Source organism: Arthrobacter sp. PAMC 25486 (assembly GCF_000785535.1).
Lineage (GTDB): Bacteria > Actinomycetota > Actinomycetes > Actinomycetales > Micrococcaceae > Specibacter.
In genome coordinates this window covers 2992350-3011897 of record NZ_CP007595.1, presented here as the reverse complement: position 1 = coordinate 3011897, position 19548 = coordinate 2992350, and the positions used below count along the sequence as shown (strand labels likewise).

The window sequence follows — 19548 nt, the reverse complement described above, 5'->3', positions numbered from 1 at the left end:
ACGAAGCGCCTGCGCTCCGGCACCTACTCCTCGGACACTTTTTCAGCCTTGGCCTGCCGCGGGACGGGCGACCCAACGGTCATATGCTGATTGTTGCCGGGGAGAGCATCTTGCAATTCTTCCAGTTCCCCGATTTTTACGCCCGCGAACGCGAAGGGGACACCCTGCCCCGTCCAGGCCGAAGCCCTGTCCATCAGCTGGGCGTGAACGTGCGGCTCGCTGGTGTTGCCGGAGTTTCCACAGGCGGCAATCACCTGACCTGCACTGACCCGGTCCCCCTCGGCAACAAGCACGGAGCCCTTCTCTATGTGCGCGACCAGCGCATAGATCCCGTCGTCACCCCGAATAGTGACATGGTTGCCGATGATGAACCTTGGTCCGCCAAGCTCTCGCACAGCCCCCTCAACCATCATGTAGATAACACCCAGCCAGGCTGAGCGGGCCCGGTGGTCACGCAAGACATCCGAGGCGCGGACAACAACACCGTCAACCATGGCCCGTACGGGCTGCCCGAACGCCGGGTATTCTCCGGCCCCGCGCATTGCCGGACCCGTTCCAAAGACCGGCCTTTCCTGATCCAACGGCTCATAGACAAGATCAATGGCGTGGGCCTGGCCATAGGCACGGACTCCGTGGCTCGGCACTTTGTCGACCGGGCTGTTCATGCCCAGCCACCGGCCCGTCACAGGGGACGTCACAGTGATGCTTTCCTGCTCTGTCAGGCGCTTGACCGCGAGTGGCGTCGCGGCGAGCACCGCCAAGATTCCGACGATTCCCAGCAGCGGGAAAAACGCAAAAATGGAGTATAAGATCCCGTCCGGAAGAAAACGGCGCACGGCGCCGGCCAGGCACGCCGGGACAGCTATGAAGAGAATCGGCCCGCGAACACGGTAGATCAGCGTGACTGCACCCATCAGCCGTCCACCGCCACAAGGCAGGCCAGCAAAGGCACCACGCGGCCCACAGGAACCTCATAACTGCCGCGGCCGCTCTGCTTGAGCCACCCAGCCGACAACAACTGGCGCAGATGATGATGCAATTGGCCGGTGGTTCCCAGCGTCTCGATCGCCGCAAGCTCAGCTGTGGCATGGACACCGGAAAGGATGTGCCTCAGCAGTTCGAGCCTCATCGGGTGGCCCAGCGCCGCGAACGCTGGCGCGCGATCGTCCCATTCCACTTCGAACAGGCCAGACGTGCCCGCCGTCTGCTGCCATTCAACGGGCGCACCACTCGGGAGCGTCACCGCACCCACCAGCATGACGGCACCGTCCGCCGTCGAAGGATGCTCCGGCAAACGGGCCCGCAGCCCGGACAACGCCCAGAACGTATCCTCCGACTCTGGCGCAGCCCCTGGCACGTCCAACAGATTCGAGCCGACGTCCGGGAGCGCATCTTCCAACGAAGCAACCCTAAGCGTGACGGCTCGAAGCTCCTGCCTCAGCTCCTGCAATTCTGTGTTCTCAACCATGCGTCGAGACTACGTTAAAACGTATTAGCAACCAAGTTTGGTGGATTATCCCGCCTAATCAGTGGACGGGGCGACCTGGCAGGAGGCAGCCTCTCCGGGCTTTACACCAAACCCAAGCACGACGGCGGCACGCGCGTTCCGCCGTCGTCAGCGGTGAGTGCCATTTTCGTCAGCAGGGACACTGACGGACAACAGTGCCGATGACTTCTGCAGCAGTGCCTGCGGTGACCGTGGACGAAGGTTCCCGCTCGGGCCATTTCATGCCGCGGGACACCCACCCCGTTTCAAGTCCGACGGCTCGGCCATCTGCAATGCCGGCAACGGGGTGGTCACCGAGCAGCCAACCGCCGTTCACCTCCAGGCCCAAGCGCCGGGCAGCAAGGCGAAAAATCTCGGGATCCGGCTTCTTCACCCCCTCTGCCTCCGAGATGACGACGGCGTCCACGCAGGGCTCAAGCCCCAGTTTCTGGATCTTGAGAGACTGCTGGGTTGTCGTTCCGTTGGGGACAATGGCCATCTTCCAGCCCTGCTCCCTAGCGCCCGCCAGCGCCTGCCGGGTGCCGGGCTCCCTGGCCATCGAGTCCACGAGCTCGTAGAGCAGCTTGTCCACGAGCTCCTCCAGGTCAAGATGCGGGTTGAAGCGTTCCTTGATGGCCCGGGCCAGGCGGTCACGTGGTTCCTATCCATCCCGGTCAGCCTCGATACACCAGTGCGCGTCCGAATCGCACCTTACCGAGCAGGCGGACGAAGCCAGTGGCCCAGAGGTCACATGCACCGGCCCTGGCGGCAGACCGCTCCATGCGTCCCCACACCTCTAGGGTTCGCTGTGCTGGGCGATGTTAATGACAGTCCCGCCGGGTGCGCGGACAAAGAATCGGCGGATGCCCCACGGTTCCGTGGCCAGCGGATACACAATCTCGTAACCGCGCCGCCGGGCCTCCGCATAGGCGTCCTCGACGTCGTCGACCTTGACGGTGATGAGCGGATTCTCAGGCGCCGTCGCGTCCCGGGACAAGAGTTGGATGTGCTCTCCGGAGCCAGGCACGACAAATCGGGTGACCCAGTCAAGGCCCATGTCCTCGCCGTCGAGGCCAAGGTAGTCCGCATAGAACGTCCCCGCCTCCTCGATGTCGGGCACCGTGAGGTCTGTTGTTACGCGGATGACATGCATGACTTCTCCCGTCCTCTTCCCGTTCTGTTCCCATCATGCAACTGGCCCCAGCGGGTGTCCACCAACAAGAATCCCGCCTGGTTCCAACGGACGGTTCATAATCACGCTCTTCGTCCAATTCAAGGAACTGGGTCACCATGAACGCCGCAGAACCAGCGCCCTCGGAACCGCATCTAGCTGTGCTCGCGGGCGTACGCTTCCACCTCGGCGAAAAACTGTTCGTCCAAGAAGCCGATCATGAGCGAACTGTGGCTGTCATTGCCAAAGTGGACATCAATGTCCATGCCGTTCACGTTCCACATTCTCCGCAAACCCCTCTGTCCATGCCAGGGAATGGTGGGCTCGCCATAAATCTCGGCCAATCGGGTAATGATCGCCTGAAAACAGTCCGTTGCTTCGGGGTCCGGCAGCGCCTCCCCTAGGCGGAGCTGCAAATAGATTGAGTCGAGAACCCCATCCGTTTCGGTTGACGTGGCGAATACAGGCGGGCTGCCAACCCCTGTATCCAGGACGAATTCATCCGCCGGACCATTTTCCCTGCTTGCAGGAAATTGCCTTTCGCGGCGCCATCCCATGCGCGCGAACAAGGCGCCACTTTCGGCGCCACTCTTGGGCCAGGCCTGTTGGGCCAGCCCCTGAACCAGCGCAACAATGGCTTCCGGCTCCGGGATTTCATTCATGAACCGTTCGGGTGACGTCATCCTGACACGCTATGCGTGAAGCCACCGGAATGCCAGAGGTTGAGCAAGTTCCGCCGCCGTCGTCCAGGGTTCTGCGGGCCCACCAGCGGCTGCGTCAGGGCGGACCACGTGCGCAAGATGGATGTGCGTGGGCATGGCTAGACTGGCTCGAAACAACGAGGTGAGGGGACCCCGATGACCGCCCATGCAACGCCCGCGACTACAAAAACTGTGCCAGTGAATAAGCTGGCAGTTGTTGCCATCATCATGGCTGTAGTTGCCGCCGCGGGGATCTCGTTTTTAGGCATTGGGGGCCTGGCTGTTTTTGCTGTCGGCGCCGGCCACGTATCCCGCAACCAGATCAGGCTCCGGGGAGACCGCGGCCGCTGGCTGGCGACTGCCGCGTTGGCTATCGGTTATGCCATTGCCACTTTGGCGCTGTACTCATCTCTTCGATATGCCTTTGCACTGGTTCTTGAATAAACCTCGCTGCGACGATCCCCCTATAGAGCGGACGACTCCGACTGCCGGCCTGCCAAAACCTGCCGCGCCGCGTTGGTTCCGAGAGATGTTCCGTAGAGAACTCCAGCCATCAGCACTCCGCAGCCAATAAGTATGGCCGCAGCCTGCAGGGGCTCACTTGGCAGGAACAACGCCACGGCTGTCAGGGCCACGGCAGCGTAGGCACCGAGCAGCGACGGCTTCTTGGCGGCTTGATGCCCGGCCAGCCACGTCTCCTCGCTGGTCATGATGGTTGGCGTCCTGATTCCGGCGAGTCCGTTGATGCCAATACGGCCATCGGCACATCGCACCACAACAATGATGAGCAGGGCATAGCTGACAACGAGCAGCAGAACAGCGAAGATCATTCCCCGAGTCTACGACGGCCCTGCCACTGCTAAATCTGCCGGGGTGTCCACCCGGATGGCAGCGCTCCGGTGATTCTCCCCCGCTCTGAATCTGCCGCTGCTGACCATCCTTGAGCCGCTTGTGCGTCATTGAAGGTGCCGCGGGCCAACCGAAGGCCAACATCCGGGTGGCTCATCCCGGGCGCGCCGCCTCTGCGAGTGGAGGCACGAACACTCCACGGTTCATCAGCAAAACCTCCGCCTCGAAACACCCGATAGTCACCGTAACGGGCCGGATCCAGCAAGTCCCAGCACCATTCCCACACATTCCCCAAAGTGTCATACAAGCCGAATCCATTGGCTTGCTTCAGCCCCACGTCCTGCGGGTGCTCCACCTGGTCCCCGGCCGTCCACGCGACAGCGTCGAGCGGTCCATAGTGTGGCCCGGCGGTCCCGGCCCGACATGCGTATTCCCATTCCGCTTCCGTGGGCAGCCGGTAGCCGGAGGCGCCGGTGCACCAAGTCACGGCGTCATCATTGATGGAGTAGGCGGGTTCAAGGCCCTCGCGTAGTGACGTCGCGTTGCAGAACGTCACTGCATCCAGCCAGCTGACATCAGCGATCGGCGATTGCGCTTCCAGAGCCTCCCCACCCATCACGGAAGAATACAGGGCAGCCGTGACGGGAAATATGCCGATCTCAAACGCCTCCAATGGCACGGTCCATCGGCGCTTGCGGCGCGCATCATGCAAGTCCACGTTTCCTGCGGGCAACGCCCGGAGCTCAAATTGCGGCATTCCTTGATTCTCGCATCCGAGCACAAATGCGCCACGAACCGGCCGCACCCACGGGAGCGGAAACCTGCACCTTGGCGGAAATCCTGCCGATGGCAATCCGCTCACCACTCAGCTCTCGGACCAGACTCCGAGCTCGTTACCGCTGGGGTCACGGAAGTGGAAGCGCCGCCCGCCGGGGAAGTCATAGGGCCCCTCGGTGACGTCACAGCCAGCATCGCGGACAGCCTGCGCGCTTGCCTCAAGGTCGGCCGAATACAGCAACACGAATGGCCCGCCCGGCTTAACCTCGGTGTCTAGGCGAAAGCCGCCAACCTCTCCTCCGTCGGCCGCACCGTTGCGGCGGATTCCCACATATGCGGGACCGGGGCCGTAGTCATTGAAGGTCCAGCCGAAGGCGCTGCCGTAGAAGGCTTTGGCAGCAAGCAGGTCGGTGACGCCAAACTCGATGTAGTCGAGTGAATGGTGGGCGTGCGCGGCATTTTCAGTCATGCACCGAATTCTATAAGCCGACGGGGACACGATTGCCGGCGGCCCGGTTCGGTTCAGCGCTCAGCCTTTCTGCAATTCCTCGGCAAGCATGACAAGAATTCCGCTGGGGCCGCGCAGATAGGTGAGTTTGTAGACGTCCAAGTACGTCGCCACGCCGCGCAGTGGGTAGCAGCCGTGCTTCGCAGCCGCTTCAAGGGCCGCCTCGATGTCATCCACAGAGAAGGCCACACGGTGCATGCCAATCTCATTGGGCAGGGTCGGGTCCGTCTCGATGGCATCGGGGTGGATGTATTCAAAGAGCTCAATCCGGCCATGCCCGTCCGGGGTCGCCAGCATGGCGATCTTGGCATGGTTTCCATCGAGCCCCACGGCAGTGTCCGTCCACTCGCCGCTGACGGTGTCGCGGTCAACAACGGTAAGGCCGAGGTCAGTGAAAAAGGCGATGGTCGCTTCGAGGTCGCGTACGGCGATGCCGACATTCTCAAGTTTGATGGCCATGCGTTGAAAAATACCAAGTCAGCCGGCCCAGCGCTAGGGGATGAGAAAAAACTAGCCAGAAACACCCAAAAAGTATCGCAGGAAAGCTCAAAAGCGTGTCCGTCCGCATCCGTCCGCGATATTCGCCGCTTGGGATGTCACGCCCCGCAAGCCAAGCACGACGGCGGAACGCGCCTGCCGCCGTCGTCCGCGCTAAGCGAAACCCGGCCAATACGGCGCGGGGTGCTTTACTGCGCAAATTGAGCCTGCCTATGATCGAGGGGCACCAGGTGAACGATCCACAAGAACGCCACCCACAGTGAAGGACTTTTACATGGCGGCTCAAGAAACCACCGCCGCAGCACAGGGCACCAGCAGCACGGCGCAGGAAACCATTGGCCGGGCGGGGACTGCGATGGTCGAATTCCACAACGTCAGCAAGATATATCCGGGCCAGGCAGCCGTGGAAAACCTCAGCCTGAGCGTGGACACCGGCAAAATCACGGTGTTCGTTGGGCCGTCGGGCTGCGGGAAAACCACGTCGCTGCGCATGATCAACCGTATGGTGGAACCCACCTCCGGCACCATCACGGTGGGCGGGCGCGATATCAGCACCATCCCCGCGCACGAACTCCGCCGCTCCATGGGCTACGTCATGCAGCAGGCCGGGCTGCTCCCGCACCGCACCGTGCTGGACAACGTCTCCACCGTGCTGCGGCTGAACAAGGTGCCGCGCGCGCAGGCCCGAAATCGCTCACTCGAACTCCTCGAGACGGTTGGCCTGCCTGCCGCCATGGCCCGGCGCTACCCCAACCAGCTCTCTGGCGGGCAGCAACAGCGCGTCGGCGTGGCCCGGGCATTGGCCGCGGATCCGCCCGTGCTGCTCATGGATGAACCCTTCTCCGCAGTGGACCCCGTGGTCCGCGCCGAGCTCCAACAGGAACTGCTGCGGCTGCAGCGCGAGCTGGCCAAGACCATCATTTTCGTCACGCACGACATTGACGAGGCCACCCTCCTCGGCGACCGCGTCGCCGTCTTTGCCACGGGCGGCCGTGTGGCCCAGTACGCCCCGCCGGAGGAAATCCTGCGAGCGCCCGTGGATGACTTCGTGGCCAACTTCGTGGGCCGCGACCGGGGTTTCCGGCACCTCTCCTTCAGCCCCGGCGGCGACGTGCCGCTGCATCCGGCCCCCATTTCATTCGGGCCCGGCCCGCAATCCGGCTGGACGCTTGCCGTCGACACGGACAACCGGCCGCTCGGTTGGCACACACCGGCCGGAGCCAGGGCAGCGGGAGCTCTCAACTCCGCCGCGGAACTGATCCCCGGCGGCTCCCTCTTCCATGCCGGGGATCCCTTGCGCAACGCCCTCGACGCGGCGTTGTCCTCCCCGTCCGGGCTGGGCGTCGCCGTTGACGGCGCAGGGCGCGTGGCCGGCGTCGTCCGTGCGGAGGAAGTCCTGGCGGCCATCGAGGCCGCCCGGGAAGGCCGCTCCTGATGCGCGGCACAATCTTGTTGGGCGGGGGAAACTGATGGACTGGTTCCTGGCCAACTTGCCACAGGTGCTGAATTTGACCGGCTACCACCTGATCCAGGCCGTGGTGCCGCTGGTGCTCAGCGTGGTCATCGCGATCCCGTTGGCGCAGCTGGCCCGGCTCAACAGGGTGGTGAGCGCGGCCATTTTGTCGGTGGGTTCGCTGCTGTACACGATCCCGTCGCTGGCCCTGTTTGTGATCCTGCCCAGCATCCTCGGCACGAGAATCCTCGACTTCGCCAACATCGTCGTGGCGCTGACCATCTACGCTGTGGCCCTCCTGGTGCGCTCCACCCTCGACGCGCTCAACTCCGTGGACGACACCATCCGCCAATCCGCCACCGCCATGGGCTATAGACCGCTCCAACGCTTCCTGCAGGTCGATTTGCCGCTGTCCATCCCTGTCCTGTTCGCCGGGTTGCGCGTAATTTCGGTCAGCAACATCTCGCTCGTGACGGTCGGCTCGCTCCTGGGCATCCCCAGCCTGGGCTTCTTCTTCACCGACGGCCTGCAACGGAATTTCCCCACTGAAATTGTTGTGGGCATCCTGGGCACGCTCGTGCTCGCGCTGCTCATGGACGTGGTGCTGGTGGTGCTGCAGCGGCTGCTGACCCCGTGGCTGCGCGGCGGCAAGACGGTCTCCATTTCCGCTGATTCACTTAGGCCCGGTTCCCCCGTTTCCCCAAGCACTAATTCCCCAAGCACGACGGCGGTGCCCCAGTGAGCTTCCCCGCCGCCATCGCGCCACTCGGGACATACCCCGCCACCACATACACGGCCTCCGATCCGTTCAGCCAGGGCTGGCAGTGGCTGACCGATCCCGCCAACTGGCTGGGCTCCTCCGGCATCCCTACCCGCGTGGTGGAGCATCTTGGCTATACGGGCCTGACCCTGGCCATTTCGCTCGCGATCGCCGTCCCGATCGGGCTGTACGTGGGGCACACGGGCCGGGGACGCGTCGTCGTGGTTTCCATGGCGGGCATGCTGCGGGCCCTGCCAACACTGGGCATCATGACGCTGTTTGCACTGATCGCCACGTCCACGCTGTCGCTCATGCCGGCCATCTGGTCGCTGGTGTTGCTGGCCGTTCCACCCATCCTGACAGGCACGTACGCCGGCATTTCCGCTGTGGACCGCGACCTGGTCGATTCGGCGCGCGCCATGGGCATGCGGGAGCCGCAGATCCTGTTCGGTGTGGAGGTGCCCAACGGGCTGCCGGTCATGCTCGGCGGGCTGCGCTCGGCCGTGCTGCAGGTGGTCTCGACCGTGGCCGTGGTGGCGTTCATCAGTTTGGGCGGCCTGGGCAGGTTCATCATTGATGGATTGGCTGTGCAGGACTACGGTCAAGTATTGGGCGGTGCGGTGGTGATTGCCGTGGTGGCGATCGTGTTGGACGGGCTGTTGGCCCTGCTCCAGCGGGCCGTGGTGTCCCCCGGACTGCGCCAGGGCAAGGGCGCGCAAGAGCATCCCGTCGCGGACACCGAAGTAGCTGTGACGAATTCAATCCGGCAACAACAGGAGATAAAATCATGAGCCAGAATTCCGTACCCACCCGCCGTATCGTCCTCGGCGCCGCTGCAGGACTGTCCCTGGCGCTGGCCCTGAGCGCGTGCGGCGGCTCGCCACTGGCGCCCGAGTCCTCTGCCGGGGGCGGCGCGTCCGGCAGCGGCGGCCCCGTGGTGGTTGGCTCCGCCAACTTTCCCGAGAACGCCATCATCGCCGAGATTTATGCCGGCGCCCTGAACGCGGCCGGCGTCGAGGCCAGCACCAAGCTGAACATCGGCGCCCGCGAGGTGTACATTAAGGCCATCCAGGACGGCTCCGTGGACGTGGTCCCCGACTACAGCGGCAACCTTTTGGGCTTCGTGGACGCCGCCAACACCGTCACCGATCCGGCCGGCATCCTGGCCGCGCTCCCGGCGAAGCTGCCCGACGGCCTGTCTGTTTTGGACGCCGCCAAGGCGGAGGACAAGGACGCGCTGGTGGTCACGGCTGAGACCGCTGCGAAGCACGGGAACCTGAAAACCATTGAGGACCTGGCCAAGGTCTGCGACCAGTTGACCCTTGGCGCCCCGCCGGAATTCCAGACCCGCCCGTACGGCCTGCCCGGCCTGGAAAAGATCTACAACTGCGTGCCCAAGGCATTCACGCCCATCAGCGACGGCGGCGGCCCACTGACCGTCAAGGCCTTGTTGAACGATGAAATCCAGGTGGCCGACATCTTCACAACTTCCCCTGCAATCCCGGCGAACAAGCTCGTCGTACTGGAGGATCCCCTGCACAACTGGCTGGCCCAGCAGGTGCTGCCGCTGGTCAAAACCGACCGCATCAACGATGCCGCCAAGACCGCGCTGAACAACGTCTCCGCACAATTGACCACCGAGGACCTGATCTCCCTGCGGGACAAGGTTGAGGGCGAGCAGAAGATGGATCCCAAGGCCGCAGCAACGACCTGGCTCAAGGACCAGGGCATTGCAAAGTAGCACGTAACTAAGTAAGGAGCTTTCCATGGCCGCCGCGAACAAGCCGGAATCAGTTGATGTTGTGGTGCTCGGCATGGGGCCGGGCGGAGAGTCGGTGGCCGGTGAATTGGCGGCTGCGGGCCTGTCCGTTGTGGGTGTTGAGGCCCGGCTCGTGGGCGGCGAGTGCCCGTATTACGGCTGCATTCCCTCGAAAATGATGATCCGCGCCGGCAATGTGGTGGCCGAGGCGCTGCGCATTCCGGAACTATCCGGCTCCGTGGACGTCACGCCCGACTTCACCACGGTGGCCAGCCGCATCCGCACGGAGGCCACCGACAATTGGGACGACACCGTTGCCGCAGACCGTTTCACCGGCAAGGGCGGGCGGCTGGTCCGTGGCACGGGCAGGCTCACCGGTCCCCGCGAGGTCGCCGTTTCCATGCCCGACGGCGGGGAACTCACCTTCCGTGCACGTCTCGCCGTGGTGCTCAATCCGGGCACCAACCCTGCGGTACCGGAGGTGCCGGGGCTTGCGGGCACGCCGTTTTGGACCAACCGGGACGCCATGCAGGCTGAGACGGCGCCGAAATCCCTGGTCGTGTGGGGCGGCGGCCCCATCGCGGTGGAGCTGGCCCAGGCGTTCACCCGCTTCGGCACCAAGGTGACCATGGTGCTGCGCGGTTCCCGGCTGCTCTCGAGGGAGGAGCCGGAGGCCGCTGAGCTGCTGGAAAAGGTGTTCCGTGATGAGGGGATCAAGATCCTGCGCAACAGGGACGTCACCTCCGTGGTGCATTCACGCGGACGGTTCCGGGTGAAACTGGCGGGTTCCGGGGCCGGTGCAGGGGCAGCCGCCTCGCAGCTCTCGGCCGAACAGTTCCTCGTGGCCACGGGCCGCACACCGCAGTTGGCTCCCCTGAACCTGGCGGCCACGGGCATCGCCTTGGACGGGAAGGCCGCCCCTGCGGTGGACGGGCACATGCAGCTGGCCGACGGCCTGTACCTGGTTGGCGACGCCGCGGGTGCCGGCGCGTTCACCCACATGTCCATGCACCAGGGAAACATTGTGGCCGGGCACATTCTGGCCCGGCATTCCGGGCAGCCGGACCGGGGCAGCGCGGAGAACCATGCGGTGCCGCGGGTGACGTTCACGGATCCGGAGATCGGCGTCGTCGGCCTCACCGAAAAGCAGGCCCGTGAGGCTGGATTGTCCATCAAGGTGGGCTACACGGATTTGGGCGATTCCACTCGCGGCTGGATCCACAAGTCCGGCAACCAGGGCTTCATCAAGGTCATTGAAGACACCAAATCGGGCGTCTTGGTGGGCGCCACGTCCGTGGGCCCGATGGGCGGCGAGGTGCTGTCCATGCTGGCACTGGCCGTGCATGCGCGCATTCCCATCGCCACGCTGAAAACCATGATTTATGCGTACCCCACGTTCCACCGGGCCGTGCCGGAAGCCCTCAACGACCTGAAGTGACGTGCCTGCAATGACAGGAAGCAGTAATCATGGCATCTGGCAGCCACGGCAAAAATGCCGCCGATATTGCTTATAGCCACTGATATCTCGGCGGCATCACGGGCGCATTTTTCAACTCAGACGCGTGTCAGGGTGCGAGCAGTACCTTCCGCACGGCGGCGCTGAGCTGGAGGGCGCGGCCGGCGGTGCTGCCCTCCTCGTTCTTGGCCGGGACGTAGCCAAAGCCAATCCCGTACAGCGGATCGGCGTAGCCCATGGCGGCATTGGCGCCTTCGTGCCCGAACGCCTGTGCGCTGCCGAAGTCCATGCGCGGATGGGACTTCATGAACGTGATGGCGAAGGCACTGGTGTCGGCGAAGACCCGGTCCACGCCCCACACCTGCTCCTCGGTCATGAGCGCGATGGTCTCTTGGGTCAGGTAGGCGGGCAGCCCGTCGATGCCGGTGATGGCGCCGGCATATACGCGGGCCAGGCCGTCGGCCGACCCCACACCGGCCCCGCTGGTGCTGCCTTCGCCCCGGACGCTGCGGAGGTTGGGCATGCCGAGGAGTTCTCCGGCCTGGACATTGCCGGACACGCCCGCGATGGAATGCGGGTCAAAAAAGGCCGGTGCCGGCGCCTCGTCGAAGAGCACGGGGCGGTAGCGGTGGTCCTCGGATTCGGGCAGGCCCAGATACATGCTGGCAGCAAAGGGCACACGAATGCGGCGGTTGTACACGTCCTGCAGACGTTCGCCCGTGACCCGGCGGCACAATTCCTCCAGGAAGACGCCCATGGTCAGTGCGTGGTAGCCGAAGGTGCCGCTGCCGGGGCGCCACATCGGCGCCAACCCGGCCAGCCGGTCTGCAACGGCGGGCAGGTCGTTGTATTCCTCCATGGCAAAGCCGCCCTGCACACCCACCAGTCCGGCTTGGTGGGAAAGCAGCTGGCAAACCGTCACGCCACCCTTGCCGTTCTGCGCGAATTCGGGCCAGTACGTTACAACAGTGGCATCCAGGTCCACCAGCCCGTCCTGCACCAGCAGGCTGAACGCCAGCGCGGCAACGCCCTTGGAGCAGGAGAACACGCCCGTCACCGAATCTGCAGAGGAGTTCGGACCACCCACCAGGTCGATCACCTTCTCTCCACCCGCATACACGGCGAGCTGCGCGCTGTAGGAGGGGTCGGCGTCGAGCATGGAGTCAAAGAGGTCCCTGACGGGGGCGAACTTTTCGGCGGCAAGGCCCTGGGATGCGCCGGCGCCCGGCAACTGTGCAGATGAAGTCATGGCTCCACTCTAGGAGCAAAAGGGGGCAACTGTGCGTTGATTAAGTGGCGACAGCCGGTTCAAGGGCCCGGTACATTTCACGGCGATGCCCTGCCTGGACCACGACGATGACCAGCCGGCCGTCATCGATTCGATTCAGCACCCGGTAATCGCCAGTTCGAACGGCGCCCGCAGCAACAGCGCCAGCAATTTTCGCCCTTCATGGCTCGGAACCTCCCCGCTTATGACCCCCGCGTAAGCTGCCCCACTAGACTGAATGTTCAATGCATTCCACCGTCCGCCACGGGAAGGTCATCGCACATGCACGACAAACACGGGCTCATCCAAAACCGGCTCAAACGGGTGCTTGTGGAGCGGATCATCCCCGCCATCCACACCCCACTTGCCCCGCTGGAGCTGACGGCCTGGCATGTGGAGGGAGGGCAGGGCGAGCCCGTGGACCCGTCGGTCGCCCTGCCTTCACTGGGGACGGACGACGCCGGCCTGCCGCCTTCCGCCGGCACCGTTCCTGCCGCTTCGGCCGGGTCCGCTGCGGCTGCCGCCCGCGTCCGCTACGAGCCGTTCTCCGTGGGCCAGCAGTGGGGACCTGCGTGGGGCACCAGCTGGATCCATCTCACCGGCACCGTTCCGCCGGAAGCGCGCGGGCACAAGGTGGAGCTCGTGGTGGATCTGGGATTCAGCCAGTCCTGGCCGGGATTCCAAGCCGAGGGCCTCGTCTACCGCCCGGACGGCACCACTGTGAAGGCGTTGAACCCGCTGAACACCTGGGTGCCGATGGCTGGCACTGACTCCGGCAGCACCGCCCAGGGCGGGGAGTCCATCGACCTCTATGTTGAGGCGGCCGCCAACCCCTTCGTATTCACCGACAACCCCTTTGTTCCCACCCAACTGGGCGAAAAGTTCACGGCCGGGGATGCCCCGCGCTATACGATGGCCCGGGCTGACATCAACATCTTCAACACCGAGGTCTGGGAGCTGGTGCAAGACTTCGAGGTTCTGGACCAGCTGCAAAATGAGCTGGACCTGGGCAATCCGCGCCGCTGGGACATCCTGTATGCGCTGGAACGTGCGCTCGACGCCGTGTCCCTCACCGACATACCGGGCACGGCGTCTGTAGCGCGTGCGCAGCTGGCCGACGTCCTGGCGCAGCCAGCCAATGCCAGCGCCCACCAAATCACGGCCATTGGGCACGCACACATCGACTCGGCCTGGCTGTGGCCTGTGCGCGAGACCGTGCGCAAGGTGGCCCGGACGACGTCGAGCGTGGTCAATTTACTAAAGGAGAACCCGGAGTTTCAGTTCGCCATGTCCTCCGCCCAGCAGTATGAATGGTTGAAGGAGCAGCGGCCGGAGGTGTTCGCGAAGGTCAAGGAGGCCGTGGCGGAGGGCCGGCTCATCCCGGTGGGCGGCATGTGGGTCGAGTCCGACACCAACATGGTGGGCTCGGAGGCCATGGCCCGCCAATTCACGTACGGCCAGCGGTTTTTCAGGGAGAACTTCGGCATCGAATGCCAGGAGGTGTGGCTGCCGGACTCCTTCGGCTATTCCGCCGCGCTGCCCCAGATCGTGAAGCAGGCCGGCGCCAAGTGGTTCCTGACGCAGAAGATCTCCTGGAACACCGTCAACAAGTTCCCACACCACACCTTTAATTGGGAGGGGATCGACGGCACCCGCGTGTTCACGCACTTCCCACCCGTCGACACGTACAACTCCCAACTCTCCGGGCAGGAGCTGGCGCACGCCGTGAGCAACTTCCGGGACAAGGGCGCGGCGAAGAATTCGCTGGTGCCCTTTGGCTGGGGCGACGGCGGCGGCGGACCCACGCGCGAAATGCTCGCCCGGGCAAAGCGCACCAGCGATTTGGAAGGCTCCCCGCAGGTCACCATCGCCTCCCCTTCAGAGTTCTTCACCGCGGCCGAGGCCGAGTATCCCAACGCTCCGGTATGGAAGGGGGAGTTGTACCTTGAGCTGCACCGCGGCACGTACACCTCGCAGGCGCTGACGAAGCAGGGCAACCGCCGCAGCGAACACCTGCTCCGCGAAGCGGAACTATGGAGCGCCACTGCTGCCGCGCGTGGGCTCATCGATTACCCCTATGACGAGCTCGACCGAATCTGGAAGCTCGTGCTGCTCAACCAGTTCCACGACATCCTGCCCGGCTCCTCCATCGCCTGGGTGCACCGCGAGGCCGCGGAACAGTACGCCCAAATTGCGCAGGACCTTGCTGAGCTCATCAGCACGGCGCTGCTCGCGCTGGCACCACCGCTGCCGGATGCCCCAGCCACCGACATAGCCCATTTCAACGCTTCCCCCTATCCGCGCCTCGGCATTGCACCGCTGAGTGCGGGTGTCCCGGAACCGGCCACCACGGAAGTGACGGTGCAGCGGGACGGGGCAGACGTCGTCGTGCATAACGGGCTCATCAGCGTCCGCTTCGGCGCGGACGGGGTCATCAGTTCCATCCTGGATGTGGGAGCGAACCGCGAGCTGGTGCCGGCCGGGCAGGGCGCCAACCTGCTCCAGCTGCACGCGGATTTCCCGAACATGTGGGACGCATGGGACATTGACGAGTTCTACAAGAACACCGTGACGGACATCCGCGAGCTGGATTCGCTCGAGGTTGCCATCTTTGACGGTGCGGCGCACGTGTCCATTGAGCGTTCATTCCGGAAGTCGCACATCACCCAGCGCGTGCGCATCGCCCCGGATTCCAAGGTCATCACCGTCCTCAATGAGGTCGATTGGCACGAGCAGGAGACGCTGCTCAAAGCCGCGTTCCCGCTCGACGTGCACGCGGACCACGCCCGTTTCGAGACGCAGTACGGGCACATCCAGCGCGCCACGCACGAGAACACCTCCTGGGACAACGCCCGTTTTGAGGTGTGCGCGCACCGCTGGGTGCATGTGGGCGAGCCCGGCTTTGGCGCGGCCGTCATCAACGATTCCACCTACGGCCATGATGTGTCTCGACACCCCGGTACCAACGGTTCCAGCTTCACCACTGTGCGGTTGTCGCTGCTGCGCGGGCCGCGCTTCCCCGACCCGGAGACGGACCAGGGCTGGCACACGTTTAGTTATGGGCTCGTGGTGGGTGCGGACGTGGCAGATGCCGTGGCCGCTGGCTACGAGATCAATCTGCTGTGGCGTGGCGTGCCTGGTGCGGCGGCCGACGTCGAGCCCCTCGTCAGCACGGATTCTTCCGGTGCGTTGATCGAGGCCGTGAAATTGGCCGACGACCGCAGCGGCGACGTCATCGTACGTCTGTACGAGCCTCTTGGCGCGCGGGCGAAGGTGAGGCTGTCGGCGTCGTTCCTCGTGGCCTCGGTCGTGGAGAACAATCTTCTCGAGCAGCCGTACGACGCCGCTTCCCTCACCGTGGGTGCCGCGGACACAACCGGCGTTGGCGGCAACCCCACCATGGTGCTCACCCTGCGCCCCTTCCAAATTCTCACCCTGCGCCTACAGAAAGCCATTAAATGAACCTCCGCTTCCCCGCGGCATCCGTCCCGTCCCGCCGGAGGAATCCGCTGCGCTGGGGCGTGAACTACACCCCGAGCGAGGGCTGGTTCCATTCGTGGCAGGACTTCGATGTGGACGCGGTGCGTGCTGACTTTGAGTCCATCGCAAGGCTGGGCCTGGACCATGTGCGCATTTTCCCGCTGTGGCCGCTGCTGCAGCCGAACCGTGCTTTGATCCGCCCGGCCGGCATTGCCGATGTGGGACGTGTGGTGGACGCCGCCGCGGAGTTCGGCCTGGACGTTTCGGTTGACGGCCTGCAGGGGCACCTGTCCAGCTTCGACTTCCTGCCCGCATGGGTGACCAGCTGGCACCGCCGCAACATCTACACCGACCCGGAAGTGGTTGAGGCCGAGGCGCGGCTCATCACGGCGCTGGCCACCGAGGTCGGGTCGCGCGAAAATGTGCTTGGCATGACGGTGGGCAACGAGACGAACCAGTTCGCCGTGGAACGCCACCCCGAGCAGCAGCTCACCACGCCCGTGGAAATGGGCGAGTGGTTCAAAACGCTCCTCGCCGCTGCCCGCAAGGCCTGGCCCACCGGCATGCACCAGCACAGCTTTGACGACAACGCCTGGTTTGTGGACAGCTGCCCAGTCACTCCAAGGCACGCGGCCACGCTTGGGAATGCCACCACGGTGCACTCGTGGGTGTTTGTGGCCGTGGCGCACCTGTTTCCGCAGGGGCACCCGGCACGCACGCTGTTTGCCGACTATCTGGTCCAACTGGCCGACGCCTACGCCGACGATCCCGCCCGGCCCATCTGGCTGCAGGAGATTGGCGCGCCGTACCCGGCTGTTCCCTTCGACGGTGCGGCGGACTTCCTGGAGCAGAGTCTGCGCCCCGTGCTGGATACGCCGAACCTGTGGGGTGTCACCTGGTGGTGTTCTCACGATGTCAGCCGCAAGTTGGCCGATTTCCCCGAGCTGGAATACACGCTGGGCCTGCTGGATTCGAACCGCCGCCCCAAGCCCGCAGGCCTGCGCCTGGCCGAGCTGATTGCCGCCGAGAAGGCCAACCCCACGGCCCCGGTCCAGCGCAGTACGGCACTGTCCTTCGAACCGGGGGACGAGGCCACAGGAATTGGCCGCTCGGTGGCCGATCCTTCCGGCGAGCTGTTCACGTCTTGGCTGGCGCGTGCCGCCTCGGGCACTAAGCCTGCCCTGGTCCGCGCCTCCACCACGTCCGACGCCGGCTACCTCGCCGCCCGCGGCATCACCGACGTGGTCGTGTAGCACTGGTTGTAGCCGTGGGTACGCAATGAAGCACTGGGACGAGGCCGCTTTCAAGGAAGCAGGTGAGGGCTGGGAGCTGCTGGACGAGAATGGCTGGTTTGCCATGATGGTGCGGCCGGCCCGCACGTACCCGGCAGAACTCTCACCACTTCTCGAGCGGATTGTCACCGCGTTTTTCACCTTCCCCTAGCACAAATGGCCTTGGCTCTGCTTGCCATAAAATTATCCAAAAAGCCTAGGCTGCCCAAAAGGTCAGCCCACCTCACGAGCGCACACTTGAGGGGATTAGATTTCCCCTTCGATTGGACAAACGGGAACACAAAACGCCAATTACCCGAATGGCCAAGCGGCGATGCAGCATTTCACGGCAGTGCCGCCCGAAGATACCCGGAGAAATTAACCAACCGGTGAGTCTATTAGCCGAACAGCTTGCCACCAATGGAAGCTCACGGCTATCTTTTCAGGCGCAAAAGGGAGCCCGGATAAACTATCCAAAAGGCCACCATTAATAATCTTGCAATAATCATTTCAATTGATTAATCCGCCATCAAGGGCAAGCTTGATGGCCGCCCAAACAAGTGGAACTTCCCGCATCTACGCCTGGTTTCAGGCGCGTGCGCTCGATGCTTGCGGTTGGCGGGCCCACGTTCCCACGACTGCGGAAGATGCGAAAAAGTCCAATCAGTCGTTGTTACGGAACCTTGTAACATTGCCGAAGCAACGGATTCTGAACAATTTGCAGTCAATAAAATTTCGAGTATTCTACTGCTGGAGGCAAAACAATTGACCATTGACAAGTGTTTTGCAGCTAATTCGACTATCATTCGAAAATGACCACACACTGATTTCCACATGAAAGGACCGCAAAAATGTTGACCAACCTTCTTGATCTCCTCATTGCCCTGCTTCGTTCGCTGGGCCTGTAAGTCGGAATCCGGCTTGCAAAGCTGCCGGCGCGATTTGAAAGTGGGACTTTCGAATCGCGCCGGCAGCTTTTTTTGTTTGCCCCGTTCACTGGAGGGGCATTGGCGATGGAACCCTGCAGTCGATCTGCGCGCTCAATCTTGAGGTCGGGAGATGCTTCCAGAAACTGGCATTCACAGTTGACTGGGCCTCGCCGGGAGGGTTGCTCATTAAACCCTCCGAGTCCACCGGTGGACAGGGTTGCAGCCGTGGGTCGCGGAGGTTGGCAGCCATGCCGTGGCGCGCCAGTACTTCCAGGGCACCGTCGGCTTCCTCAAGGCGCAGCGTAAATGCCCGGATCACTCGCGCTACTGGAGATGCCACAGGCCTAGTTTCGGACGATTCCGCGCCGTCACACATTTCTACCGTGATGCTAATCACCGGTAGTGTCGAATTGGTATCAATAATGAATGGCCGATGGGGGACATGTCCATGCTGCACCGCCGCTCTACCCGCACTTCCGCCGCCTTCGCAGGCGTGGCAGTGCTGGCGCTCTTGGTCATGACCGGCTGCAGCCCGGCCGAGTCTGAATCCGCCAAGGACTACAAGGCGTTGAATCCTGATTTCCGGATGGAGCAGGCACACCTGCAGGTTTCATGCATGAAAGACAAGGGATTTACTGTTCTCCCCGACTCTCAGGGCGGCGTCAAATTCGGCAACGAGCAGGTGCCGGAAGATCAGTTGGATCTGGCTTACCAGGGCATTCGGGATTGTTATGACGAACTGGGCTTCAATGACGAGCCCGAAATTACTGAGGCCCAGCGCCACAAGCTTTATGTACTGAATATTGAAGCCGCCAAGTGCTTGGAAGCGCTGGACATCTTCGGCGACATCAAGGTCCAGGTTGCGGATGCCCCCAGTGAGCAGTCGTTCGTTGAGTCATTCGACGCTCCCGGTGAGAATCAGCCGTGGTCGCCCTGGGGACTGGACACCATGAAGCAGCTATCCAGTGCGGGCGAGACGATCGTCGACGAGGCGCGCCTGGCCTGTCCTGATCCTTTGAACTACGCGAACACCCTGTGACCGGCAAGGATTCCGCCAGGACAGTTGATTCCGCGCAGGCGGACGCATCCGCGCCCAGCAGAAGCGAGCCGCCCCGGCCGCTCAGGCCCACGAGGCGAAAACGCGGCGTCGGCAAGATTGTTGCTCTGGTGATTGGGGTGGCCA

General features: G+C 63.6%; 20 protein-coding genes. 10 read left to right on the top strand and 10 right to left on the bottom strand.

The window, feature by feature from the left end; genetic code table 11:
- Nucleotides 1-23 precede the first annotated feature (23 nt).
- The 5 genes from art_RS13765 to art_RS13745 form a co-directional block, all read right to left on the bottom strand.
- Entirely contained in the window at nucleotides 24-914 is an 891-nt protein-coding gene (locus tag art_RS13765; RefSeq protein WP_052136561.1) for a M23 family metallopeptidase, read from the bottom strand.
- Entirely contained in the window at nucleotides 914-1468 is a 555-nt protein-coding gene (locus tag art_RS13760; protein ID WP_038465659.1) for a helix-turn-helix transcriptional regulator, read from the bottom strand. The genes art_RS13765 and art_RS13760 overlap by 1 nt, the downstream gene beginning before the upstream one ends.
- Nucleotides 1469-1637: 169 nt before the next feature.
- Nucleotides 1638-2120, bottom strand: a complete 483-nt coding sequence (locus art_RS21110) for an HAD family hydrolase (protein WP_301537966.1) — start codon at nucleotides 2118-2120, stop codon at nucleotides 1638-1640.
- A gap of 162 nt (nucleotides 2121-2282) precedes the next feature.
- A complete protein-coding gene (locus art_RS13750; RefSeq protein WP_038465657.1) occupies nucleotides 2283-2639 on the bottom strand; it encodes a VOC family protein in 357 nt (118 codons plus the stop codon).
- Between the two features lie 173 nt (nucleotides 2640-2812).
- The gene (locus art_RS13745; protein WP_157875273.1) at nucleotides 2813-3340 is read right to left on the bottom strand and encodes a hypothetical protein; all 528 of its coding nucleotides are present in this window, start codon (nucleotides 3338-3340) and stop codon (nucleotides 2813-2815) included.
- A gap of 216 nt (nucleotides 3341-3556) precedes the next feature.
- Between art_RS13745 and art_RS13740 the strand changes: the two genes are divergently transcribed.
- Complete coding sequence (locus tag art_RS13740; RefSeq protein WP_038465653.1) at nucleotides 3557-3802, top strand: hypothetical protein; 246 nt, start codon at nucleotides 3557-3559, stop codon at nucleotides 3800-3802.
- Between the two features lie 20 nt (nucleotides 3803-3822).
- On the opposite strand, the gene art_RS13735 is transcribed toward art_RS13740, so the two are convergent.
- The 4 genes from art_RS13735 to art_RS13720 all read right to left on the bottom strand — a co-directional run bounded on the left by art_RS13735 (nucleotide 3823) and on the right by art_RS13720 (nucleotide 5951).
- Entirely contained in the window at nucleotides 3823-4188 is a 366-nt protein-coding gene (locus tag art_RS13735; protein WP_052136559.1) for an SdpI family protein, read from the bottom strand.
- Between the two features lie 29 nt (nucleotides 4189-4217).
- Entirely contained in the window at nucleotides 4218-4964 is a 747-nt protein-coding gene (locus art_RS13730) for an SUMF1/EgtB/PvdO family nonheme iron enzyme (protein WP_038465652.1), read from the bottom strand.
- A gap of 108 nt (nucleotides 4965-5072) precedes the next feature.
- A complete protein-coding gene (locus art_RS13725) occupies nucleotides 5073-5453 on the bottom strand; it encodes a VOC family protein (protein WP_038465650.1) in 381 nt (126 codons plus the stop codon).
- Nucleotides 5454-5513: 60 nt separating this feature from the next.
- Nucleotides 5514-5951, bottom strand: a complete 438-nt coding sequence (locus art_RS13720; RefSeq protein WP_038465648.1) for a VOC family protein — start codon at nucleotides 5949-5951, stop codon at nucleotides 5514-5516.
- Between the two features lie 394 nt (nucleotides 5952-6345).
- On the opposite strand from art_RS13720, the gene art_RS13715 reads away from it, so the two are divergent.
- The 5 genes from art_RS13715 (at nucleotide 6346) to art_RS13695 (ending at nucleotide 11400) form a co-directional block, all read left to right on the top strand.
- A complete protein-coding gene (locus art_RS13715; RefSeq protein ID WP_038470220.1) occupies nucleotides 6346-7425 on the top strand; it encodes an ABC transporter ATP-binding protein in 1080 nt (359 codons plus the stop codon).
- A gap of 34 nt (nucleotides 7426-7459) precedes the next feature.
- Nucleotides 7460-8185 (top strand): ABC transporter permease, encoded by a 726-nt coding sequence (locus tag art_RS13710; protein ID WP_082000298.1) that lies wholly within the window; start codon nucleotides 7460-7462, stop codon nucleotides 8183-8185.
- An 86-nt stretch (nucleotides 8186-8271) separates the two neighbouring features.
- Nucleotides 8272-8994, top strand: coding sequence for an ABC transporter permease (locus art_RS13705; RefSeq protein WP_038470215.1), 723 nt, complete (start codon nucleotides 8272-8274; stop codon nucleotides 8992-8994).
- Nucleotides 8991-9944 carry an ABC transporter substrate-binding protein gene (locus tag art_RS13700; protein WP_038465646.1) on the top strand — a complete coding sequence of 318 codons (954 nt, stop codon included), beginning with the start codon at nucleotides 8991-8993 and terminating at the stop codon, nucleotides 9942-9944. Before art_RS13705 ends, art_RS13700 begins: the two co-directional genes overlap by 4 nt.
- A 25-nt stretch (nucleotides 9945-9969) precedes the next feature.
- Nucleotides 9970-11400, top strand: a complete 1431-nt coding sequence (locus tag art_RS13695; RefSeq protein ID WP_038465644.1) for an NAD(P)/FAD-dependent oxidoreductase — start codon at nucleotides 9970-9972, stop codon at nucleotides 11398-11400.
- Between the two features lie 127 nt (nucleotides 11401-11527).
- Here art_RS13695 and art_RS13690 read toward each other — a convergent pair whose 3' ends face one another.
- A complete protein-coding gene (locus tag art_RS13690) occupies nucleotides 11528-12667 on the bottom strand; it encodes a serine hydrolase domain-containing protein (RefSeq protein ID WP_052136558.1) in 1140 nt (379 codons plus the stop codon).
- Between the two features lie 300 nt (nucleotides 12668-12967).
- Between art_RS13690 and art_RS13685 the strand changes: the two genes are divergently transcribed.
- From art_RS13685 to art_RS13675, 4 genes are all read left to right on the top strand, one after another.
- Entirely contained in the window at nucleotides 12968-16147 is a 3180-nt protein-coding gene (locus tag art_RS13685) for a glycoside hydrolase family 38 C-terminal domain-containing protein (protein ID WP_038465642.1), read from the top strand.
- Nucleotides 16144-17418 carry a hypothetical protein gene (locus art_RS13680; protein WP_052136557.1) on the top strand — a complete coding sequence of 425 codons (1275 nt, stop codon included), beginning with the start codon at nucleotides 16144-16146 and terminating at the stop codon, nucleotides 17416-17418. Before art_RS13685 ends, art_RS13680 begins: the two co-directional genes overlap by 4 nt.
- A gap of 25 nt (nucleotides 17419-17443) precedes the next feature.
- Complete coding sequence (locus art_RS22295) at nucleotides 17444-17608, top strand: hypothetical protein (RefSeq protein WP_157875272.1); 165 nt, start codon at nucleotides 17444-17446, stop codon at nucleotides 17606-17608.
- Nucleotides 17609-18807: 1199 nt separating this feature from the next.
- On the top strand, nucleotides 18808-19404 hold the full coding sequence (locus art_RS13675; RefSeq protein ID WP_162182060.1) for a hypothetical protein: 597 nt from the start codon (nucleotides 18808-18810) through the stop codon (nucleotides 19402-19404).
- Nucleotides 19405-19548 lie beyond the last annotated feature (144 nt).